The sequence below is a fragment of the Herbaspirillum rubrisubalbicans genome (assembly GCF_003719195.1).
GTDB classification, from domain to species: Bacteria; Pseudomonadota; Gammaproteobacteria; order Burkholderiales; family Burkholderiaceae_D; genus Herbaspirillum; species Herbaspirillum rubrisubalbicans.
Genome location: NZ_CP024996.1, coordinates 1,989,407 through 2,009,992, shown reverse-complemented (window position 1 = coordinate 2,009,992; position 20,586 = coordinate 1,989,407). Strand labels below are relative to the sequence as shown.

Annotated in this window: 15 protein-coding genes; 7 read left to right on the top strand and 8 right to left on the bottom strand. The window is 63.9% G+C overall.

The genetic code is table 11. The features are described from left to right. Positions 1 to 5: 5 nt before the first annotated feature. Both RC54_RS08955 and RC54_RS08950 read right to left on the bottom strand, forming a co-directional pair. Positions 6 to 983: an isoaspartyl peptidase/L-asparaginase family protein gene (locus RC54_RS08955; RefSeq protein WP_058895068.1), complete on the bottom strand. Its 978-nt coding sequence runs from the start codon at positions 981 to 983 to the stop codon at positions 6 to 8. Continuing rightward, a complete protein-coding gene (locus RC54_RS08950; RefSeq protein ID WP_058895067.1) occupies positions 980 to 1,972 on the bottom strand; it encodes a MurR/RpiR family transcriptional regulator in 993 nt (330 codons plus the stop codon). The genes RC54_RS08955 and RC54_RS08950 overlap by 4 nt, the downstream gene beginning before the upstream one ends. Positions 1,973 to 2,371: 399 nt before the next feature. Here RC54_RS08950 and RC54_RS08945 point away from each other — a divergent pair, with 399 nt between their 5' ends. The 7 genes from RC54_RS08945 (at position 2,372) to parC (ending at position 12,587) form a co-directional block, all read left to right on the top strand. Beyond that, positions 2,372 to 3,307, top strand: a complete 936-nt coding sequence (locus RC54_RS08945) for a LysR family transcriptional regulator (RefSeq protein WP_058895066.1) — start codon at positions 2,372 to 2,374, stop codon at positions 3,305 to 3,307. 271 nt (positions 3,308 to 3,578) lie between these two features. After that, on the top strand, positions 3,579 to 4,892 hold the full coding sequence (locus RC54_RS08940) for an MFS transporter (protein WP_061789333.1): 1,314 nt from the start codon (positions 3,579 to 3,581) through the stop codon (positions 4,890 to 4,892). A 98-nt stretch (positions 4,893 to 4,990) separates the two neighbouring features. Beyond that, the gene (locus tag RC54_RS08935; protein WP_061789334.1) at positions 4,991 to 5,668 is read left to right on the top strand and encodes a DUF2848 domain-containing protein; all 678 of its coding nucleotides are present in this window, start codon (positions 4,991 to 4,993) and stop codon (positions 5,666 to 5,668) included. Positions 5,669 to 5,750: 82 nt separating this feature from the next. After that, positions 5,751 to 7,103 (top strand): amidase, encoded by a 1,353-nt coding sequence (locus tag RC54_RS08930; protein ID WP_061789335.1) that lies wholly within the window; start codon positions 5,751 to 5,753, stop codon positions 7,101 to 7,103. Positions 7,104 to 7,363: 260 nt separating this feature from the next. Continuing rightward, entirely contained in the window at positions 7,364 to 9,352 is a 1,989-nt protein-coding gene (locus tag RC54_RS08925; protein ID WP_017450728.1) for a DNA topoisomerase IV subunit B, read from the top strand. Between the two features lies 1 nt (position 9,353). Beyond that, on the top strand, positions 9,354 to 10,238 hold the full coding sequence (locus RC54_RS08920) for a lytic transglycosylase domain-containing protein (RefSeq protein ID WP_058895062.1): 885 nt from the start codon (positions 9,354 to 9,356) through the stop codon (positions 10,236 to 10,238). A gap of 33 nt (positions 10,239 to 10,271) precedes the next feature. After that, complete coding sequence (parC, locus tag RC54_RS08915; RefSeq protein WP_058895061.1) at positions 10,272 to 12,587, top strand: DNA topoisomerase IV subunit A; 2,316 nt, start codon at positions 10,272 to 10,274, stop codon at positions 12,585 to 12,587. A gap of 193 nt (positions 12,588 to 12,780) precedes the next feature. Here the strand turns inward: parC and RC54_RS08910 are convergent, their stop codons facing one another. The 6 genes from RC54_RS08910 to RC54_RS08885 all read right to left on the bottom strand — a co-directional run bounded on the left by RC54_RS08910 (position 12,781) and on the right by RC54_RS08885 (position 20,466). Beyond that, a complete protein-coding gene (locus RC54_RS08910) occupies positions 12,781 to 13,908 on the bottom strand; it encodes an ABC transporter permease (protein ID WP_061789336.1) in 1,128 nt (375 codons plus the stop codon). A gap of 1 nt (position 13,909) precedes the next feature. Further along, complete coding sequence (gene rbbA / locus RC54_RS08905; protein WP_061789337.1) at positions 13,910 to 16,663, bottom strand: ribosome-associated ATPase/putative transporter RbbA; 2,754 nt, start codon at positions 16,661 to 16,663, stop codon at positions 13,910 to 13,912. Continuing rightward, a complete protein-coding gene (locus RC54_RS08900; protein ID WP_058895055.1) occupies positions 16,660 to 17,736 on the bottom strand; it encodes an HlyD family secretion protein in 1,077 nt (358 codons plus the stop codon). Before RC54_RS08900 ends, rbbA begins: the two co-directional genes overlap by 4 nt. Before the next feature lie 2 nt (positions 17,737 to 17,738). After that, positions 17,739 to 19,154: an efflux transporter outer membrane subunit gene (locus RC54_RS08895; RefSeq protein WP_058895054.1), complete on the bottom strand. Its 1,416-nt coding sequence runs from the start codon at positions 19,152 to 19,154 to the stop codon at positions 17,739 to 17,741. Between the two features lie 224 nt (positions 19,155 to 19,378). After that, positions 19,379 to 19,747, bottom strand: coding sequence for an Hpt domain-containing protein (locus tag RC54_RS08890; protein WP_058895053.1), 369 nt, complete (start codon positions 19,745 to 19,747; stop codon positions 19,379 to 19,381). 263 nt (positions 19,748 to 20,010) lie between these two features. Further along, positions 20,011 to 20,466: an Hsp20 family protein gene (locus RC54_RS08885; protein ID WP_017450718.1), complete on the bottom strand. Its 456-nt coding sequence runs from the start codon at positions 20,464 to 20,466 to the stop codon at positions 20,011 to 20,013. Positions 20,467 to 20,586: the final 120 nt, after the last annotated feature.

Below are 20,586 nucleotides of genomic sequence, written 5' to 3'. Positions count from 1 at the left end.
CCGCTTCAGGCCGATTCTGCATAAATGGCGGTGACCGGGGCCAGCTCACCGCGGCCATAGGCGCGGTACATGCCTTCGGTATTGAAGGGCAAGGCCAGGTTGCCGTGGGCATCGATGGCGATTACGCCACCGCGCCCGCCGACCTTGGGCAGGGTCTCGAAGACCACGGCATCGCTGGCCTCCTGCAGCGACTGGCCGGCATAAGCCATGCGCGCGCCGATGTCGTAGCAGGCGGCAGTGCGCATAAAGGCTTCGCCGGTACCGGTGGCCGACACGGCCACGGTGGCATTGTTGGCATAGCAACCGGCGCCGATGATGGGCGAGTCACCCACGCGACCGGCTTGCTTGTTGGTAATGCCACCGGTCGAGGTGGCTGCGGCCAGGTTGCCGAACTGGTCCAGGGCGACGGCGCCGACGGTACCGAACTTGTGATCGGGGTCGATCGGTTCGGCTGCCTGTTGCGCGAACGAAAACGACGACGCATCATGGTCCAGCATGGCGCGTGCCTGGCCGCGCACGCGCAGCCATTGCTGGTGACGCGCCTCGGTGTGGAAATAGTCGGGGCTGACCGTGACCACGCCATGGCGCGCAGCAAAGGCTTCGGCAGCCGGACCCACCAGCAGCACATGTTCGCTCTTTTCCATCACCGCGCGCGCCGCCAGGATGGGGTTGCGCAGCTGGGTGACACAGGCCACCGCGCCTGAAGCCAGGTCGGCACCGTTCATCACGCAGGCATCCAGCTCATGCTTGCCTTCGCTGGTATAGACCGCACCATGGCCGGCATTGAAGAGCGGGCAGTCTTCCAGCAGGCGCACCGCCTCGGTCACCGCTTCCAGGGCCGAACCGCCGGCATTGAGGACCGCCTGGCCGGCAGCGACGATCTCGGCCAAGGCCAGGTGATAGCGGGCCTCTTCCTCGGCGGTGAGCGAGACGCGGGTGATGGTGCCGGCGCCGCCGTGGATGGCAATGACGGGAGTACTCATGGGTGGGACTTTCCTTTGGTGGAGACGCGTTTGGTCGCAGCCTTGGCCTTGGCGTTGGGCGGTTGACCGACCGGGGTGGTGCCGGCACGCGGGTGCTGCTGCTGGGCCAGGTACAGCCAGGGCAATACGAATTCGGCCATCTGCGTGGCCGCCTGCACCGAACGACGCGCGCGATGCGCCACCGCATCGCACAACGCCTGGATCAGGATCAGTGCGGCAGCATCCGAAGTGGGGGAGAGGCGACCATCGGTCTGGGCATAAAGAGTGACATCGGCCAGCGGCACCAGGGGCGAGCCGGGATGATCGGTCAGGGCCAGGATGCGGGCGCCCTTTTCCACGGCGCGCTGGGTCAGCCAGACGGTGTCGGCGGCATAGCGCGGAAATACCATCGCGATGACCAGGTCATTGCTATCGAGCTTGAAGAACTGGCGCGCCGCCTGCGAAGGGCCACCGGCCATGGCCATGGAGTTGACGGTACGCACATAGGGTTCCAGCGTATGCGCCATCAAGCCCGAGAGATAGGCCGAGGCGCCAAAGCCGGTGATGAAGACGCGCTGGGCCGAGAGGATCATCTCGACCGCCTGCTCGCAATGGTCGGGGTTGAGCATCCGGCGCGTGGCTTCGATATTGGCGATGTCGCTGTCGCAGGCCGCGGCCATGATCTCGGCGCTGGTGGCAGCGCGTTGCACCTGCTCGCGCAGCTTTTCCACCGGCGCCAGGGTGGTGGCGAAGTCCGACACCAGGGCCGCGCGGAAGGAGGCATAGCCATCAAAGCCCAGCGCGTGGGCAAAGCGGTTGGCAGTGGCCACCGAAATCCCGGCCGCTTCCGACAGTTCGTCGATGGTCATGGTGGCAGCGCGAAACGGATTGCCCAGCACGTAGTCGGCCGTCTTGCGGTGCGACTTGGACAATTGCGGATACAGCTTGCCCACGGCCTGGGCGATGGCGCCGGCCCCTTGCAAGCTGATGTTCTTCGGCTGTTGTGTCACCGTCCGCTACCCCGTTGTCGTTGAAAATGCGCCATTGATGCGCCACTAATGCGCTTGACTGCGCAAACGATTTAAATCATTTAAATCGTTTTGATCATTGGATCTTCGTTTCCCGATGGTCCTGCCACCGTCGTTTTTATCGTCTTCCGGGACTTGCCTGAATGACCAGTCCGCCAAGAAAAATGTAAATATATTTTCATTTTCCCGGCGAGTAAAGAAAAAATACTTTCAAAATTCGAATATCGATATAACGCACCAGAAGCACGCGACTTCCTCCATGAAATGCACCAGATCTGCGCCAGATGAAGGAAGATTCATGGCGCAGCGCACCAAAAATGACGGGGCGTTACGCCATCCGAAAACGATAAAATACGCTTCTTCATACTGCCCTGCCCGCTCATGAATATTCGCTTTCTCGAGACCTTCGTCTGGCTGGCCCGGCTGCGCAATTTCCGGCTCACTGCCGAACGCCTGCACACCACCCAGGCCGCCGTCTCCAGCCGCATCGCCTCGCTCGAACAAGACTTCGGCGTGCGCCTGTTCGACCGCAGCGCGCGCGAAGTGGCCTTGACCGCCGATGGCAGCAAGGCACTGGTGTATGCCGAGCGCATGGTCAAGCTCATGCGCGAGATGAAGGACGACATGTCCGACCGCGAAGTCTTTGCCGGGGTGATCCGCATCGGTGTGATCGAATCCATCGTCCATAGCTGGTTCCCGGATTTCCTGGGACGCTTGCATCAAGCCTTCCCGCGCCTGCAGATCGAGATCGTCAGCGATACCACCATCCACCTGCACGAACAGTTCAGCAAGAGCAACCTGGACCTGGTGCTGCAGGCCGAACCGGTGATCGGCCCGCAGGTGAGCAATATCGCGCTGTGCGAATTGCCGATGCGCTGGGTCGGCAGTCCCAAGCTCGACATCGGCAGCGAAACGCTGTCGCTGGCCGACCTGGCGGCCTTCCCGATCATCAGCTTTGCCCGCAACTCGGGGCCGCACGCGGTGATCGAGCGTCTGTTCTCGGGCAGCGAGCGCGCCGAGCGCACGTTGCACATCAATTGCATCGCCTCAGTGGCCACCATGATCCGGCTGGCTACCGATGGCTTCGGCATCACCGCCGTGCCACCGGCCATCATCCAGCGCGAGTTGAACGAAGAGAGCCTGCACCTGTTGCGGGTCGATACCGAATTCCCGGCCTTGGTGCTCATCGCCTGCTTCCGCTCGGACCATGAGAATCCGCTGACCGAAACCGTGGCGCGCATCGCCCAGGAAACCGCCGCCGATTTCGCACTCAATTGGGGCCAGGAGATCGCCCGTCTGCCGGTCCCGCTGGGCTGATTTACCCTTCCTCCCGCGTGCAGGCTGGCCTGTACGGCTTCAGGCAGTGCACCTGGGCAGCACCATCCTGAAGCAAAACGCGCCCTGCTTTTGCTCATAAGATTTTTCAATCAAAGCCGTTCAGATTTTCTTGTTGGACAGCGGCGCTTCACCTTCCCCATACTGGTTTCAGACCGGTCCCGCAATACGCGTCCTTACACCCAGTCCATCCCACGCAGAACACAACACGGCGCCACGCAGGTGGACGCCGGCCACACTCGAGGAGGTTTTCATGTCGTATTCCCCATCCGCCGCGACCACCGCTGCGCCCCCAGGCAGCGCAGCCGCCCCGCTGGACGCCACCTACGGCAAGATCGCCTGGCGCCTGATTCCATTCCTGGTCTTCCTGTTCGTACTGGCCTGGATCGACCGCGTCAATGTCGGCTTTGCCAAGCTGCAGATGCTGCAGGACCTGCAATTCTCCGAAGCCGTCTATGGCCTGGGCGCGGGCATCTTCTTCATCGGCTACTTCCTCTTCGAAGTGCCCAGCAACCTGCTGCTGGAAAAGATCGGCGCCCGCAAGACCCTGGCGCGCATCACCATCCTCTGGGGCCTGGCCTCGATGGCCATGGCCTACGTCAGCACGCCGACCAGCTTCTACGTACTGCGCTTCCTGCTGGGCATCTTCGAGGCCGGCTTCTTCCCCGGCGTGGTGCTCTATCTCACCTACTGGTTCCCGGCCCAGCGCCGCGCCCGCGTCAATGGTCTGTTCATGACCTCCTTTGCCATCGCCGGCGCCGTCGGCGGCCCCATTGCCGGCTTCATCATGAGCCGCATGGAAGGCGTGGGCCATCTGGCCAACTGGCAATGGCTGTTCATCATCGAAGGCATCCCTTCGATCCTGGCCGGCTTTGCCGTGCTGGCCTGGCTGCCGGAAAAACCAGCCAATGCGAAGTGGTTGTCGGAAGCAGAAAAGAATGCCGTCACCCAAGCACTGGCCCTCGAGAACAGTGCACCCGGCAAGCATTTCTCCTTCAAGGATGCCTGCAGCAATTACCGTGTCTGGATCTGCGCGGCCGTGTATTTCTGCGTGGTCAGCGGCAATGCCACCATCGCCTTCTGGGCGCCGTCCATCATCAAGGAAATCGGCGTGAAGGGTAATCTGCAGATCGGCCTGATCTCGGCCATCCCCTTCGTGGCCGGCACGCTGGCCATGATCTGGAACGGCTTTCACTCCGACAAGACCGGCGAACGCCGCCTGCATAGCGCCATTGCGACCTTGATCGCCTGTATCGGACTGGTCGCCACCGGCATGACGCTGGGCAATGCCACTCTGGCGCTGTGCTCGCTGACGCTGGCGGCCATCGGCATCCTGGCGGCCTTCCCGGTGTTCTGGTCGATTCCCGGCGCCTTCCTGGCCGGCACCGCAGCCGCCGGCGGCATCGCCCTCATCAACTCCATCGGCAACCTGGCCGGCTTCGTGGCGCCCTACATGATCGGGGCCTTGAAGACCAGCACCGGGTCGCTGTCCTCGGGCCTGTACTTCGTGGCCGCACTGGAGTTCCTCGCCAGTTTCCTGGTGGTGGTGTTCGTCAAGAAACATTGATTTCCCCGGCTGGCCGCCCTGCCCCGGCCAGCCTCTCCTGATTCACCCCTGATTCACCCCTGATTCACCCCTGATTCACCCTGTTGGAATAGAACCTCATGAAGCTGACCTTTACCCTCCCCGACCACTCCACCGTCCAGGCCGAGATCACCACCCTGGTCATCGCCGGCTGGGCCGGCCGTGACATGGCCGCCATCGAACACCACATCGAAGAACTGGAAGCCCTGGGCATTTCGCGTCCCAGTGCGGTGCCGCTGTTCTACCGCGTCTCGGCCAACCAACTGTCCCAGGCCGCGCAGGTGCAGGTGCTGGGCCAGGCCTCTTCCGGTGAAGTGGAGACCTTCGTCTTCCGCGCCGGTGGCGAGCTGTACGTCTCGATCGCCTCCGACCACACCGACCGCAAGCTGGAAGCGCACAGCGTGGCCTTCTCCAAGCAGGCCTGCGTCAAGCCGGTCGGCACGTCCGCCTGGAAACTCTCCGAGGTGGCCGAGTATTGGGATGAACTGGTGATCCGTTCCTGGATCGAGGAAGACGGTGCCACCAAGCTTTACCAGGAAGGTACGCTGGCCTCGCTGCGCACGCCGGCTGACCTGATCGCCCGCTTCACCGACGGCAGCGCCATCCTGCCCGAGGGTTGCGGCATGACCTGCGGCACGGTAGGCGCCATCGGCGGCATCCGCCCGGCCGCCTCCTTCACGATGGAACTGTTCGACCCGCGTCGCCAGCGTGCGCTACGCCATCACTATGTATCTGAATCACTGGCCGAAGTGGCCTGACCTGCTTTGTTGGATGCGCCCGGCAATGCGATACTTGCGCATCTCCGGGCTGCCTTCGCCCGACCAATCCGATTAGCTCATCATGCCCAGTACACTTTCCCAACTGTCCGCCGAGCTCGCTGCCGGCCACATCACTTCCCTGCAACTGACCGAACAGGCCCTGGCCCGCATCGCCGACCCGGCCGGTGAAGGCGCGCGCGTCTTCACCAGCGTCTATGCCGAGCAGGCCCGCGCTGCCGCCCGCGCCTCCGATACGCTGCGCGCGGCCGGACTGTGCCGCTCGCCCATCGAAGGTGTACCGGTATCGGTCAAGGATCTGTTCGACGTGGCCGGGGAAACCACACTGGCCGGCTCCACCGTGCTGCGCGGCAAGCCCGCCGCCAGTGTCCATGCGGCAGTGGTCCAGAACCTGCTCAAGGCCGGTGCCATCGTCATCGGCAAGACCAACATGACCGAGTTCGCCTATTCGGGCTTGGGCATCAATCCGCATTACGGCACCCCGCAGAACACCTGGGAGCGCAACGTGGAGGGTGGCCGCATCCCTGGCGGCTCTTCCTCCGGTGCGGCCATCTCGGTGACCGATGGCATGGCCTGCGCGGCGGTCGGTTCGGATACCGGCGGCTCGGTGCGCATCCCCTCGGCCCTGAACGGACTGACCGGTTTCAAGCCCACGGCGGCACGAGTGTCCATGCAAGGTGTACTGCCACTGTCCGCTTATCTGGACTCGATTGGCCCACTGGCTGTATCGGTGCAATGCTGCGCCATCATGGATGCCGTATTGGCCGGTGAAGAGTATGTGGCCGTCACCCCCCACCCGCTGCGTGGCCTGCGTCTGCTGGCGCCGACCAATGTGGTGCGCGATGGCATGGATGACACCGTCGCCGTTGCCTATCAAACCGCGCTGACCCGGCTCTCGGCAGCCGGTGCGGTGATCGTCGAGGAGGTAGTCCCCGCCTTCAACCAGTTGGCCGCCATCAATGCCAAGGGCGGCTTCACGGCCGCAGAGGCCTATGCCTGGCATCGCGCCCTGATCGCCGAGAACGCGGCCGGCTACGACCAGCGCGTGGTCTCGCGCATCCTGCGCGGCAAGGACATGAGCGCCGCCGACCTGCTGGACGTGCTGCACGCCCGCCCCCGCTGGATCGCCGAGGTCGAGGCACAACTGGCCGGCTACGATGCCCTGGTCATGCCCACGGTGCCCATCGTCGCGCCGCGCATTGCCGAGCTGCAAGCCAGCGATGAGGCCTACTACGCCGCCAATGGCAAGCTGCTGCGCAATCCCACGCTGATCAACTTCCTCGATGGCTGCGCCGTCTCGCTGCCCTGCCATGCGGCAGGCAGCGCGCCGGTGGGACTGTCGCTGGCCGCAGCCGGTGGCCAGGACAAGCGCCTGCTGTCCATTGCCCTGGCGGTGGAAGGGCTGCTGGCTGCCTGATCCGCGTATTTGCCCCTCTGATTTGCCCCTCTGACAAGGCTTGCGTGCGCGCAAGCCTTTTTTATTGTTCATTTTTAAGCGCATTTACATGCTGTTACCGACAAGTATTGTCCCGTAGGGAACAAAGCAGCGCGGCAGGCGCCGAATTGCTGGAAATTTCATTAGAATGCGCTTTTGCAGCGCAAGATGGCCGCCCTGGCAGGCCGGCGCTGAACAAACAGACAACAACCCTCCGGCATCAGCCACGACCACTCATCTGCATGGCAACCAAAAAAACAACCCCGTCCGATTACAGTGAATCATCGATCCGCGTCCTCAAGGGACTGGAGCCGGTCAAGCAGCGTCCGGGCATGTACACCCGCACCGAGAACCCGCTGCACATCCTCCAGGAAGTGATCGACAACGCCTCCGACGAAGCGCTGGGCGGCTACGGCAAGAGCATCATCGTCACCATCAATGCCGACGGCAGCGTCAGCGTGGAAGACGATGGCCGCGGCATCCCGGTCGGCCTGCACCCGGAAGAAAAAGTGCCGACCGTCGAGATCGTCTTCACCCGCCTGCACGCGGGCGGCAAGTTCGACAAGGGTTCCGGCGGCGCCTATGCCTTCTCGGGCGGCCTGCACGGCGTGGGCGTCTCGGTCACCAATGCCCTGGCCACGCGCCTGGAAATCACGGTCTGGCGCGAAGGCGGCGTACACACTCTGGCCTTCTCGGGCGGTGACGTCATCGAGAAGCTCAAGTCGCGCCCCGCCACCCGCGAAGACAAGAAGTCCGGCACCCGCGTCACCGTCTGGCCCGACGCCAAGTATTTCGACTCGGCCACCATCCCGCTGGGCGAGCTGCAGCGCCTGCTGCGCTCCAAGGCAGTGCTGCTGCCGGGCGTGAAGGTCACGCTCATCAACGCCAAGAACGGCGATACCCAGAGCTGGCAATACGACCAAGGCCTGCGCGGCTACCTGATGGAACAACTGGCCCAGAGCGGCAGCGGCGAAACCCTGATCCCGCTGTTCGAAGGCGAACAGTTCGCCGGCAAGGATACCGATGGCTTCGCTGAAGGCGAAGGCGCCTCCTGGGTAGTGGCCTGGACCGAGGAAGGCGCGGTGGTGCGTGAGTCCTACGTCAACCTGATCCCCACTTCCAACGGCGGCACCCACGAATCGGGCCTGCGCGAGGGCCTGTTCTCGGCAGTCAAGAGCTTTGCGGAAATGCATTCGCTGCTGCCCAAGGGCGTCAAACTGCTGGCCGAGGACGTCTTTGCGCGCGTGTCCTTCGTGCTCTCGGCCAAGGTGCTGGACCCGCAATTCCAGGGCCAGATCAAGGAACGCCTGAACTCGCGCGATGCCGTGCGCCTGGTGGCCGGCTTCTCGCGCCCGGCGCTGGAACTGTGGCTGAACCAGCACGTGGAATACGGCAAGAAGCTGGCCGAGCTGGTCATCAAGCAGGCCCAGAGCCGCCTGCGCTCGGCGCAAAAGGTCGAGAAGAAGAAATCTTCAGGGGTGGCCGTGCTACCGGGCAAGCTGACCGATTGCGAATCCTCGGATGTGACGCGTAACGAACTGTTCCTGGTCGAGGGCGACTCCGCCGGTGGCTCGGCCAAGATGGGCCGCGACAAGGAATTCCAGGCCATCCTGCCGCTGCGCGGCAAGGTCTTGAACGCCTGGGAAACCGAGCGCGACCGCCTCTACGCCAACAATGAAATCCACGACATCGCAGTGGCCATCGGCGTCGATCCGCATGGCATCAACGACACGCCGGATCTGTCCGGCCTGCGCTACGGCAAGATCTGTATCCTCTCCGACGCGGACGTGGACGGCTCGCACATCCAGGTGCTGCTCTTGACCCTGTTCTTCCGTCACTTCCCCAAGCTGATCGAGAACGGCAATATCTGCGTGGCGCGCCCGCCACTGTATCGCGTGGATGCGCCAGCGCGCGGCAAGAAGCCGGTGCAGAAGCTCTACGCCCTGGACGATGGCGAACTCGACGCCATCGAAGACAAGCTGCGCAAGGATGGCTTGAAGGAAGGCGCCTGGAGCATTTCCCGCTTCAAGGGCCTGGGCGAGATGAATGCCGAACAGTTGTGGGAAACCACCATGAACCCGGACACCCGTCGCCTGTTGCCGATCAGCTTCGGCGAACCCGGCGTGCAGACTTCCGAAGAGCGCTTCAACATGCTCATGGGCAAGGGCGAAGCGGCATCGCGTCGCGCCTGGATCGAAGAACACGGCAACGAAGCCGAAGCGGATATCTGACATGCGCCGCACCGCGTCCCTGCACACCAGCCTGTTCGCCACCGCCCTGTTGGGCGTGGCGACACTGTTGTGCGCTGGACCGGTACAGTCGCAGCAAGTGGTCCGGTACACCGACGCCGATGGCGTCCAACACATGCGGGTGGAAGCGGCAGACAGTAACAAGACAGGCAGCAGCAAGAAGCCCAAGACCATCGTCTACCGCTACACCGATGCCGATGGCGCGGTCCACTTCTATGCACAGAACCTGGACGACCCAGACAAGCTCATGGCCAGTAGCGCCGCGCTGCTCAATCATCCGGGCAGCAAGGAAGCGGTGACCCCGGCCGATCCGCCCTTCGTGCGCACCATGCTGACCCATCGCGATGCGCGCAAGTACGATAGCCTCTTGACCGAGGCGGCCAGCGAATTCGGTCTGGATGCGGCGCTACTCAAGGCGGTGCTGACGGCTGAATCCGGCTTCAATGCCACGGCCGTCTCCAGCAAGGGCGCGGTGGGTCTGATGCAGATCCTGCCTGACACGGCCGAGCGCTATGGGCTGCAAGGCGACCGCCGCAAGACCCTGCACCAGAAGCTGACCGATCCCAAGATCAACATCCGCTTGGCCGCGCGCTACCTGCGCGACCTGATGGCGATGTTCCCGCAGCATGTGGAACTGGCCATTGCCTCCTACAACGCCGGTGAAGGCACAGTGCAGAAGTATGGCAACCAGATCCCGCCCTATCCCGAGACCCAGGGCTATGTGCGGCTGGTGTCGCGCTTCTATGAACTGTATCGCCCGGCCGGTGCATTGCGCCTGGCCGCCGGTGATCGCGTGGCTGCCAACCAAGGTGGCAATGCACGCCTGAAGGTAACGCTGCCCCCGCGCGAGCCGGCCATCAACGATTAACCCTGTCAAACCGAACACAACAAGACAAGCTCCATGACCGATCAACCGACCCTGTTTGACCAAGTCCCGACCGCGCCCGATGGCGAATCGCTGACGCTGTCCACCTTCGCCGAACGCGCCTATCTCGATTACGCGATCTCGGTGGTCAAGGGCCGCGCCCTGCCCGACGTGGCCGATGGCCAGAAGCCGGTGCAGCGCCGCATCCTCTACGCGATGAATGAACTGTCGCTGAACTCCGCCGCCAAGCCGCGCAAGTCGGCCGCCGTGGTCGGCGACGTGCTGGGCAAGCTGCACCCGCATGGCGACCAGTCGGTGTATGACGCACTGGTGCGCATGGCCCAGGATTTCTCGCTGCGCTATCCCTTGATCGACGGCCACGGCAACTTCGGCTCGCGCGATGGCGACGGTGCTGCGGCGATGCGCTACACCGAAGCCCGCCTGACCCCGATCAGCAAATTGCTGCTCGATGAAATCGACATGGGCACCGTGGAGTTCCAGCCCAACTACGATGGCTCCACCGAAGAACCGCGCCTGCTGCCAGCGCGCCTGCCCTTCCTGCTCTTGAACGGCGCCTCCGGCATTGCGGTCGGCATGGCCACCGAAATCCCCTCGCACAATCTCACCGAAGTGGCCAAGGCTGCTGTGGCGATGATCCGCAACCCCAAGATCACGCACGCCGAACTGATGGAACTGATCCCCGGCCCCGACTTCCCCGGTGGCGGCCAGATCATCACACCCAAGTCGACCATTGCCGAGATGTACCAGAGCGGCCGCGGCAGCCTGAAGGTGCGTGCGCGCTGGAAGATCGAAGACCTGGCGCGCGGCCAGTGGCAGGCGGTCATCACCGAACTGCCACCGGGCGTCTCTTCGCAGCGCGTGCTGGAAGAAATCGAAGAACTCACCAACCCCAAGCTCAAGCTGGGCAAGAAATCGCTCACGCCCGAACAGCAAACCCAGAAGACCACCATCCTCGGCCTGCTCGACGCCGTGCGTGATGAATCCGGCCGCGAAGCGCCGGTGCGCCTGGTGTTCGAACCCAAGTCCAAGAACCAGGACCAGACCGAGTTCATGAATACGCTCTTGGCGCAGACCTCGCTGGAAACCAGCGCCTCGCTGAACCTGGTGATGATCGGCGGCGATGGTCGTCCGCGTCAGAAGAATCTCTCCGACATCCTCACCGAGTGGATCAGCTTCCGCTTCGAGACCGTGACCCGGCGCACGCAATTCCGTATGCAGAAGGTCAACGACCGCATCCACATCCTGGAAGGCCGGGAAGCGGTGCTGTTGAACATCGACAAGGTCATCAAGATCATCCGCGAATCGGACGAACCCAAGCCGGCCTTGATCGACGCCTTCAAGCTCTCGGAGCGCCAGGCCGAAGACATCCTGGAAATCCGCCTGCGCCAATTGGCGCGCCTGGAAGCCATCAAGATCCAGCAGGAGCTGGCCGAGCTGCGCAACGAAAAGACCACGCTGCAAGACCTGCTGGACAACCCGGCCTCGATGAAGAAACTGGTCATCAAGGAAATCGAGGGCGATGCCAAGACCTATGGCGACGCCCGCCGCACCATCATCGAAGAAGCCGAACGCGCCACCTTCGAACAGAAGGTGATCGATGAACCGGTGACGGTGATCATTTCGCAAAAGGGCTGGGTGCGCGCACGCACCGGCCATGGCCACGATGCGACGCAATTCACCTTCAAGGCCGGCGACAGCCTGTATGGCGCCTTCGAATGCCGTACCGTGGACAACCTGCTGGCCTTCGGCTCCAACGGTCGGGTCTACACCATTGCCGTCAACGCCCTGCCCAATGCACGCGGCGATGGCGTTCCCGTGACCACGCTGATCGAACTGGCCAGCGGCAGCAGCATCCAGCATTACTTTGCCGGCCCGGCCGATACCACGCTGCTGCTGGCCTCCGATGCCGCGGCCGGCTTCATCGCCAAGGCCTCCGACATGTTCGGTCGGGTCAAGGGCGGCAAGAGCTTCTTCACGCTCGATGAAGGTGCTTTGCCGCTGGCACCCACGCCGGTGGCCGCAGACGCCAGCGCCGTGGCCTGCGTGTCGGCCAATGGGCGTCTGCTGGTGTTTGGCCTGGATGAAATGAAGACCCTGTCTTCCGGTGGCCGTGGCGTGAACCTGATGGAACTGGAAAAGAACGAAAAACTGGTCGCCGCCCAGGCCATCAGCCAGAAAGGTGTAGTGGTCTATGGCACCGGCAACGTGGGCAAGGCTAAGGAGATTCCATTGAGCGGCGAGAAGCTGCTGGCGCACGTGGGCAAGCGTGCGCGCAAGGGCCGCGTGCTGGAGTCGCGCATCAAGGCGGCGGGCTTGCGCTCGCAGGGTTGACACCTGCCCTTCCCCTGCTATGGCAGCGCCCCCTGTGCATCATGGCAGGGGGCGATTTTTTTGATGCCCCTCATAAATCGCGGTGAGCAGCAAGCTATCCATGTAGAAGGGCTGGTCAGGTCCATGATGCGTACTCCCCGATGATCTGAATTTAAAAATCCGCCAGACGCTGCCCTGACGAATGCACTCTCCATCACGCCATCTGGCTGATGGTCTTCCTGAACCGGCCCAGTGCAGCCACGAACAGCACCAGGCCAATTCCGAAGATGGCCAGCAACTGCGGCCAGACCACTTCCAGGCCAGCGCCCCGGTACAGGATGGCTTGCCCTGCCGCGACAAAATGGGTGGTCGGGGCGGCCAGCATGATGTCCTGTACCGGTACAGGCATACTCTCGCGTGGCGTGGAACCGCCCGAGAGCAGTTGCAGCGGTAGCAGTACCAGCACCGTCAACATGCCGAACTGCGGCATGGAGCGCGCCAGCGTGGCCATGAAGATGCCCATCGAGGTGGTGGCAAACAGGTGCAGGACGGTGGCCAGCATGAAGAGCGTGATCGATCCTTCAATGGGCACCTGCAAGGCGCCGCGCACGATCAACAACAAGGACGCCAGCGCTGCCAGCGCCACCACCGCGCCCATGGACCAGACCTTGGCCAGCATGATCTCGGCCGGGCTCACCGGCATCACCAGCAGGTGTTCGATGGTGCCGTGCTCGCGCTCGCGGATCAGTGCTGCGCCGGTCAGGATGATGGAGAGCATGGTGACGTTGTTGATGATTTCCATCAGCGAGCCGAACCAGGACTGTTCCAGGTTGGGGTTGAAGCGCATCCGCAAGGCCAGGCCGACCGGGGTGCTGCCGGTGGCTTCGGTGCGGCCCACGAACTGCGTGACTTCGTTGCTCACCATCTGCTGGATGTAGCTGTTGCCGGTGAAGGCCTGGCTCATGCGGGTGGCGTCCACGTTCAATTGCACCGCCGGGGCGCGGCCGGCCAACACGTCGCGCTGGAAATCAGCCGGGATGTCCAGAACGAAGGTGTAGTCGCCGGCATCCAGGCCAGCATCGGCCTGCTTGGCCGTGACCAGTTGCGCCACCTTGAAATGCGGCGGGTAGAAGGCCGAGGCAATGCGTGCCGACAGCGGCGAGCCATCATTGTCGACGATGGCAATGGCCGCATTGTGCAGGCTCTCCGGCATGGCGGTGGCGGCCACGTAGATCGATAGCGTGAAGGTGTAGGCGATCAGCACCAGCATGGCCGGGTCGCGCAGCAGGCTCCACAGTTCCTTGATGCCGAGGCGGTAGATGTTGGCCCAGGAGTTGCGCATCTTACCGCTCCTGTTTCTTGAGCAACAGCACCGACAGGCCCAGGATCACCGGCGCGGCCAGGGTCAGCGGCCAGAACGAGGAAGCCAGGTCGCTCGCGTCCAGCGCCTTGCTGAACACGCCGCGACTGATGGTCAGGAAGTGCGTGGCCGGATAGACCTGGCCGATCAGGGCGCCCATCCCTTCCAGGGAAGACACCGGGTTGAGCAATCCGGCGAACTGCACGCAGGGAATGATGGTGCCGATCATGGTCACGAACAGGGCCGCGATCTGGCTATTGGTGAAAGTCGATGCCAGCAGGCCGAAGCCGGTGGAGCAGATGATGAAGATCAACGCGGCCAGCGTCAGCGTCAACAGGCTGCCCTTGACCGGCACCCCGAACACGGTGACCGCCAGTACGGTGAGCATGGCGAAGTTGAGCATCCCCAGGAGCAGGTAGGGCAATTGCTTGCCCAGCAGGAATTCGGTGCGGGTGACCGGGGTGACGTAGAGGTTGAGGATGGAACCCAGTTCCTTCTCGCGCACCACCGATAGCGCCGTCAGCATGGCCGGGATCATCATCAGCAGCAGCGGGATGATGGCCGGTACCATGGCGGGCAGGCTCTTCACATCGGGGTTGTAACGGTAGCGCGTTTCGATGGTGGCGGCCTGGCCCATGCTCTGGCCCAGGCGATGGGTGGCCATGTCGGCCAGCCACAGCAGGTGCATCCCCTGCACGTAGCCGCGCACGGTCTCGGCGCGGGTGGGCATGGCGCCATCGACCCAGGCGCCGACTTCCACCGGCTTGCCGCGCGCGATGTCGCGGGCGAAGCCAGGCGGGATTTCTATGGCCAGCGAGATGTCGCCGCTGCGCATTCGTCGATCCAGGTCCTGGTAATCGGTGATGGGCGGCTTCTCGATGAAGTAGCGCGAGCCGGACAGGTTCAGGGCATAGTTCTGGCTCAGGCCGGTCTGGTCGCGATCGAGCACGGCGTAGCTGAGGTTTTCCACATCCAGGTTGATGCCATAGCCGATGATGAACATCAGGATGGCCGTGCCCAGCAGGGCTAGCGTGGCGCGTACCGGGTCGCGCCGCAACTCCAGGCTTTCGCGCTGGCTGTAGCTCAGGGCGCGGCCCAGGCTGGTGCGCAGGCGACCGGGGCGTGGCTTGGCCGTTTGCGGGGCCGATATGACGTTTTGTGCGGGCGATGGCACTGGGTCGCCCTTCCCCGCGGCCTCTTCCAGATAGCCTATGAAAGCTTGTTCCAGACTGGCCGCACCGCGCTGGCGCACCAGCTCTTCCGGGGTGGCGCTGACCAGCACCCGGCCGGCGTGCATGAGCGAAATGCGGTCGCAGCGCTGGGCCTCGTTCATGAAGTGGGTCGAGATGAAGATGGTCACCTGGTCGCGACGCGCCAAGTCGATCATCAATTGCCAGAACAGGTCGCGCGCGATCGGATCGACCCCGGAGGTGGGTTCGTCCAGGATCAGCAGTTCCGGCTTGTGGACCATGGCCACCGCCAGCGAGAGGCGCTGGCGAATCCCCAGCGGCAGGCTTTCGGGCAGGCTGTCCATGACATCCAGCAGGCCGAAGCGGGTCGCCATTTCTTCGGTGCGGGCGGCGATCTGATCTTCGGGCAGCCGGTACAAGCGGGCGTGCAGCACCAGGTTCTGGCGCACGCTCAGTTCGCCATACAGCGAAAAGGCCTGCGACATGTAGCCCACGCGGGCGCGCGTGGTCATGTCGCGCGGATCGACTTCGCGTCCGAACAACCAGGCTTGGCCTTGGCTGGCTTGCAGCAGCCCGGTCAGCATCTTCATGGTGGTGGACTTGCCGCAGCCGTTGGAGCCGAGAAAACCGAAGATCTCGCCGCGACGGATGCGGAAATCCACATGATCCACCGCCACGAAATCACCAAAGCGCATGGTCAGGCCCTTGGCTTCGATGGCTACCTCGGCAGCGTTGCTGTCGTCCAGCGGCGTGACCTGTACGGCTTGGTGGCCGCGCCGTTTCTCTTCAGGCAGCAAGGCAATGAACGCCTCTTCCAGCGACGCCGTGCCGGTGCGGGCGTGCAGTTCGGCAGGCGTGCCGGTGGCCAGCACCTTGCCTGCATCCATGGCCACCAGCCAGTCGAAGCGGTCGGCTTCTTCCATGTAGGCGGTAGCGACGATGACGCTCATGCCGGGGCGTTGCGCGCGGATACGGGCGATCAAGTCCCAGAACTGGGCGCGCGAGAGCGGGTCCACGCCGGTGGTGGGTTCATCCAGGATCAACAGATCGGGATCGTGGATCAGCGAGCAGCACAGTCCGAGCTTTTGCTTCATGCCACCGGAGAGCTTGCCGGCTGGCCGCGCCAGGAAAGCAGACAAGCCGGTGCCGGCCGTCAATTCATCGATGCGACGGCGCCGCTCGGCTGCGCCCTGGCCGAACAGGCGAGCGAAGAATTGCAGGTTTTCTTCCACCGACAGGGTGGGATAGAGATTCTTGCCCAGGCCTTGCGGCATGTAGGCGATGCGCGGGCAGACCTGTTGGCGATGCTCGGCCTGGCGCATGTCGCCCCCGAGTACGCTGACCTCCCCCGCCTGCAAGGCGCGCGCCCCGGCCACCAGCGACAGCAGGCTGGACTTGCCCACGCCATCGGGGCCGATCAGGCCGACCATGCGGCCAGCGGGAATGTCCAGCGAGACGTTCTCCAGCGCGCAGCGCTGGCCATAGTGCAGCGACACGCCCGTCAGGCGCGCCACGCCGTGGCCATGCTCGCCGGGCGCTGGCGTCATTGCGGAACCTTCACCGCCAGTTGCTCGGGCCATGCGCGGGTCTTGTCGGTGCGCACCCAGGCCACGCCGGGCAGGCCGGTCTTGACCAGCGTGAGGTGTTGCTGCAGCAGCGCCGGATCGATCTGGGCCTTGACGCGGAACATCAGCTTCTGGCGCTCGCTGGCCGTTTCCACCGTCTTGGGCGTGAACTGGGCAGTGCTGGCGACGAAGGAAATCCTGGCCGGAATCACGTACTGGGGTGCGGCATCAAGCACGATGCGCGCGTCACTGCCCAGGGCCAGCTTGCCGGCCACGGCTTCGGGGACGAAAAAGGTCATATACACATCGCTCAGGTCCACCAGGTTGAGCAGCTTGCCGCCAGCACCCAGCACTTCGCCGGGCTGGGCGATGCGGTATTGCACGCGGCCGGCACGCGGGGCGGTGAGCGTGCTGTCATCGATATCGACCTTGATGCGCTGGACCGTGGCCACGGCGGCGGTCACCGTCGACTTGGCGCCGCTGACCTGAGTGCGCGCCGCAGCCACGGCAGCCTGGGCTGCGGTCACTTGCGCCTTGGCGGCGGTGACGGCGGCCGCCATGCCCTGCACGCGGGCGCGGTCATCGTCCACTTCCTGCAGCGAGGAAGCGCCTTCCTTGACCAGCACTTCGGAACGCGCCAGGCGACGGCGCGCCGCATCCAGTTCACTCTCGCGCTGCGCGGTCTGGGCCAGGGCAGCCTGGTAGTCACTTTCACGCACCGCCACCTGGGCCTCGGCGCTGGCCACTGCCGACAGCGCCTGCTGCTGGCGTGCCTGGGCTTCATCGCGCTGGGCTTGCAGCGACAGCACCTGCATGTGGGCCAGCGGCTGGCCGACGCTGACGAAGTCGCCTTCGTTGACCAAGATGGCATCGACCCGGCCACCCAGCTTGGTGGCCACGTCCACTTCAGTGGCTTCGATACGGCCATTGCCGCTGGCAAATCCCTCACCCGGGCCGCCATGATGCAGGCGCTGCCAGGCGAAGTAGGCGCCGCCGGCGAGGATCACGGCCAGGGCGGCGGCCAGCAGGGGTTTCTTGGCGTGTTCAAGCGTCATGATCAGGATCCGGAAGGAAGGGGGAAGGCCGTGGCCTGGCTGCTGTCACCGCCCAGCGCGGCATACAGCGCCACCGCCGAGGACAGCAATGCGCGCCGGATCTGTACCCGTTGCTGGCGGGCGCTCAACAGGTCGCGCTGGGCATCGAGCACGTCCAGAAACGGGGCGGCGCCGTTGTCATAGCGCAGCGTGGACAGGCGCGCACGCTCGCTCTGCACCTGTTCCGCGGTCTCGGCGATGGCCAACTGCCGCGTCAGCCACTGGCGTGCGGCCAGCGCATCGGCCACATCGCGAAAGGCGCCCTGCACCGTCTTTTCGTAATTGGCCACCGCGATATCGCGGCGCACCTCGGCCAGGTCCAGGTTGTTGCGCAGGCGACCGGCCGTGAAGATGGGCAGCGTGATGCTGGGCGAGAATGTCCAGGCCTGGCTGCCATCCCGGAACAGCCCGCTCAGTTCGGCACTGGCCGTACCCAGGTTGCCGGTCAGGGAAATACTGGGGAAGAAGGCCGCGCGTGCCGCACCGATATTGGCATTGGCCGCCTTCAGACGCAGTTCGGCCGCCACCACGTCGGGACGGCGCGTGAGCAGTAATGAGGGCGTGCCCGCTGCCAGTTCGGGGAAGGTGGCATTAAGCGCCGTGCGCGCCTGGCCCACTGGCAGCTCCAGCGGTGCGCCCACCAGCAGGCTCAGGGCATTGACGCGCTGGGCGCGCAGTTGCTCCAGCTGGGCACCCAGCGCCTGGGCCTGGGTCAGCAGGGTTTCGATCTGGGTCAGGTTCAGCCTGGAGGTGGCGCCGACCTCGACCCGCCGCGAGAAGATGCGATAGCTCTCCTGGCGGCTGGCGATGGTATCGCGGGCGATGGCCAGGCGTTCATCCAGTTCGGCCAGTTCCAGATAGGCATCGGCCACCTGCGCCACCAGGCTCAAGGCGGCGGCGCGGCGCGTGGCTTCGCTGGCCAGGGCGCTTTGCAGGGCGGCATCGCTGAGGCTACGCAGGCGGCCCCATAGGTCGATTTCCCAGTTGCTCAAGCCCAGTCCGGCCTGGTAGGCGCTGCCCACCAGCGGACGCTGGGTCAGGTTGAGGTCGGCCGGGGTGCGCGAGCGATCAACACCGACTTGCGCGCCGATGCTGGGCAACAGATCGGCACGCTGGATACCGTAGAGCGCCCTCGCCTCTTCCACTCGCAAGGCCGCCACCCGCAAGTCGCGGTTGTTGGCCAGCGCCTGGGTGATCAGGGCTTGCAACTGGGGATCACGGAAATAGGCTTGCCAGCCCAGGGCCTGGGCCTCTGCCTCCATGCCGGCCGGCTGCTGCGGATAGTGTGCAGCCACCGGCGCTGCCGGCCGCTGGTAGGTCGGCGCCATCGATTGGCAGGCCGCCAGCAACAGCGGCAAGGCAGCCAGCAGCAGACGCATTCTTGGAGGGGGCTCGCACATCGTTGGCATCGGCGTAAGCAGAAAATGTGGCGACGAAATGCTTCGTCTTCTGTGTCCACATTATGAAGAGGCTTGCTGGAAACGCGATTGATGTACGTCAGGTTACTGACTGATGAGTCGGTAATTTTGGGGAGGGTGCAACGGGGCGCTAGCCTGATGATGACACTCAGCCAGGCTCGGCCGGGGACAGCGATGGCAGCGTCTTACTGCGCCACGCCGACTTGATCCACGAAGTGCCTGACCTCGGCCGCCACATCGGAAAACAGTGCCTGCAACTGCGCCAGGCGCGGCTGGGAGCTCTGGGGCGGTTCGGCGCGGGATTGCAGTTCCACGCTCTTGAGCAAGTCGGTGAGCTCGCCGGCGCCGACCAGGGCGGTCATGCTCTTGAGGCTATGCGCCTCGCGCTTGACCTGGGGCGCATCGTCGGCGCGGATGGCCTGTTCCAGCCGGGCGAAGGTGGCCGGTGCGCTCTGGGCGAAGGTGCCGAACATATGGCGACAGGCGGCCAGGTCGCCGCCCATGGCATCGAGCAAGGGTTCGGGATTGATGTGCTGGTATGGGTGGTCATTCACGCGTTTCTCCCTGTGGCCGAAGCCTGATGCCCCGTACAGGCCGCAGATGGTTTCGGTCCAGTTTCTGTTGAGCAGCTTGTCCACCGACCTGGACCGGGTAGAGGTGCCAGGCGGTGCGCCGTCACTGTACGCTCTTGCCGAAGCTGTAACGTAACCAAGGCGTTAACTGCCGTCAATCAGAACCGTTACGCCAGACGAAAAAAGCCGCCCCATGAGAAGGGCGGCCGGGGGAATCAGGGAATCAGCCGAAAAGCAGCTGCAAATCAGGCGGCGCGTTCCAGGCGCTGGACGTTGCTGTCGTCGCCGGCACCGATTTCGATCTTGCGCGGCTTGAGCGCTTCGGGAATTTCACGCACCAGCTCGATGTTGAGCAAGCCGTTTTCCAGGTTGGCGCCGACCACCTTGATGTGATTGGCCAACTGGAAGCGTTGTTCGAAGTCACGGGCGGCGATGCCACGGTGCAGGAAGTTGACCTGCTTGTCTTCCTTCTGCTTGCGGCCGGTGATCTTGAGGGTTTCGTTTTCGGTCTCGATGTCGATTTCGCTACGGGCGAAACCGGCCACGGCCATGGTGATCCGGTACTTGTCCTCGGCCACCAGTTCGATGTTGTACGGCGGGTAGCTGGGCTGATCGGTGCGCTGGGCGTTGTCGAACATCTGGGCCAGGCGATCGAAGCCGATAGCAGTGCGGTACAGGGGGGAGAGATCGAAGGTACGCATAAAAATATCCTTTCATAAGTAAGCGATGTTTTCGTCGCAGACCTCAACGTCGAGCATCTGCTGGTACCGATCTAGGGATGGGGATTTTGGTTTTCAAGGGATTTTTTTGAAAAAAATCGA

Excerpts from the sequence above, each read along its gene's own strand:
- RC54_RS08955 (WP_058895068.1), bottom strand. The coding sequence starts at position 983 with ATGAGTACTCCCGTCATTGCCATCCACGGCGGCGCCGGCACCATCACC.
- RC54_RS08945 (WP_058895066.1), top strand. The coding sequence starts at position 2,372 with ATGAATATTCGCTTTCTCGAGACCTTCGTCTGGCTGGCCCGGCTGCGC.
- RC54_RS08940 (WP_061789333.1), top strand. The coding sequence starts at position 3,579 with ATGTCGTATTCCCCATCCGCCGCGACCACCGCTGCGCCCCCAGGCAGC.
- RC54_RS08935 (WP_061789334.1), top strand. The coding sequence starts at position 4,991 with ATGAAGCTGACCTTTACCCTCCCCGACCACTCCACCGTCCAGGCCGAG.
- RC54_RS08930 (WP_061789335.1), top strand. The coding sequence starts at position 5,751 with ATGCCCAGTACACTTTCCCAACTGTCCGCCGAGCTCGCTGCCGGCCAC.
- RC54_RS08925 (WP_017450728.1), top strand. The coding sequence starts at position 7,364 with ATGGCAACCAAAAAAACAACCCCGTCCGATTACAGTGAATCATCGATC.
- RC54_RS08920 (WP_058895062.1), top strand. The coding sequence starts at position 9,354 with ATGCGCCGCACCGCGTCCCTGCACACCAGCCTGTTCGCCACCGCCCTG.
- parC (WP_058895061.1), top strand. The coding sequence starts at position 10,272 with ATGACCGATCAACCGACCCTGTTTGACCAAGTCCCGACCGCGCCCGAT.
- RC54_RS08910 (WP_061789336.1), bottom strand. The coding sequence starts at position 13,908 with ATGCGCAACTCCTGGGCCAACATCTACCGCCTCGGCATCAAGGAACTG.
- rbbA (WP_061789337.1), bottom strand. The coding sequence starts at position 16,663 with ATGACGCCAGCGCCCGGCGAGCATGGCCACGGCGTGGCGCGCCTGACG.
- RC54_RS08900 (WP_058895055.1), bottom strand. The coding sequence starts at position 17,736 with ATGACGCTTGAACACGCCAAGAAACCCCTGCTGGCCGCCGCCCTGGCC.
- RC54_RS08895 (WP_058895054.1), bottom strand. The coding sequence starts at position 19,154 with ATGCGTCTGCTGCTGGCTGCCTTGCCGCTGTTGCTGGCGGCCTGCCAA.
- RC54_RS08885 (WP_017450718.1), bottom strand. The coding sequence starts at position 20,466 with ATGCGTACCTTCGATCTCTCCCCCCTGTACCGCACTGCTATCGGCTTC.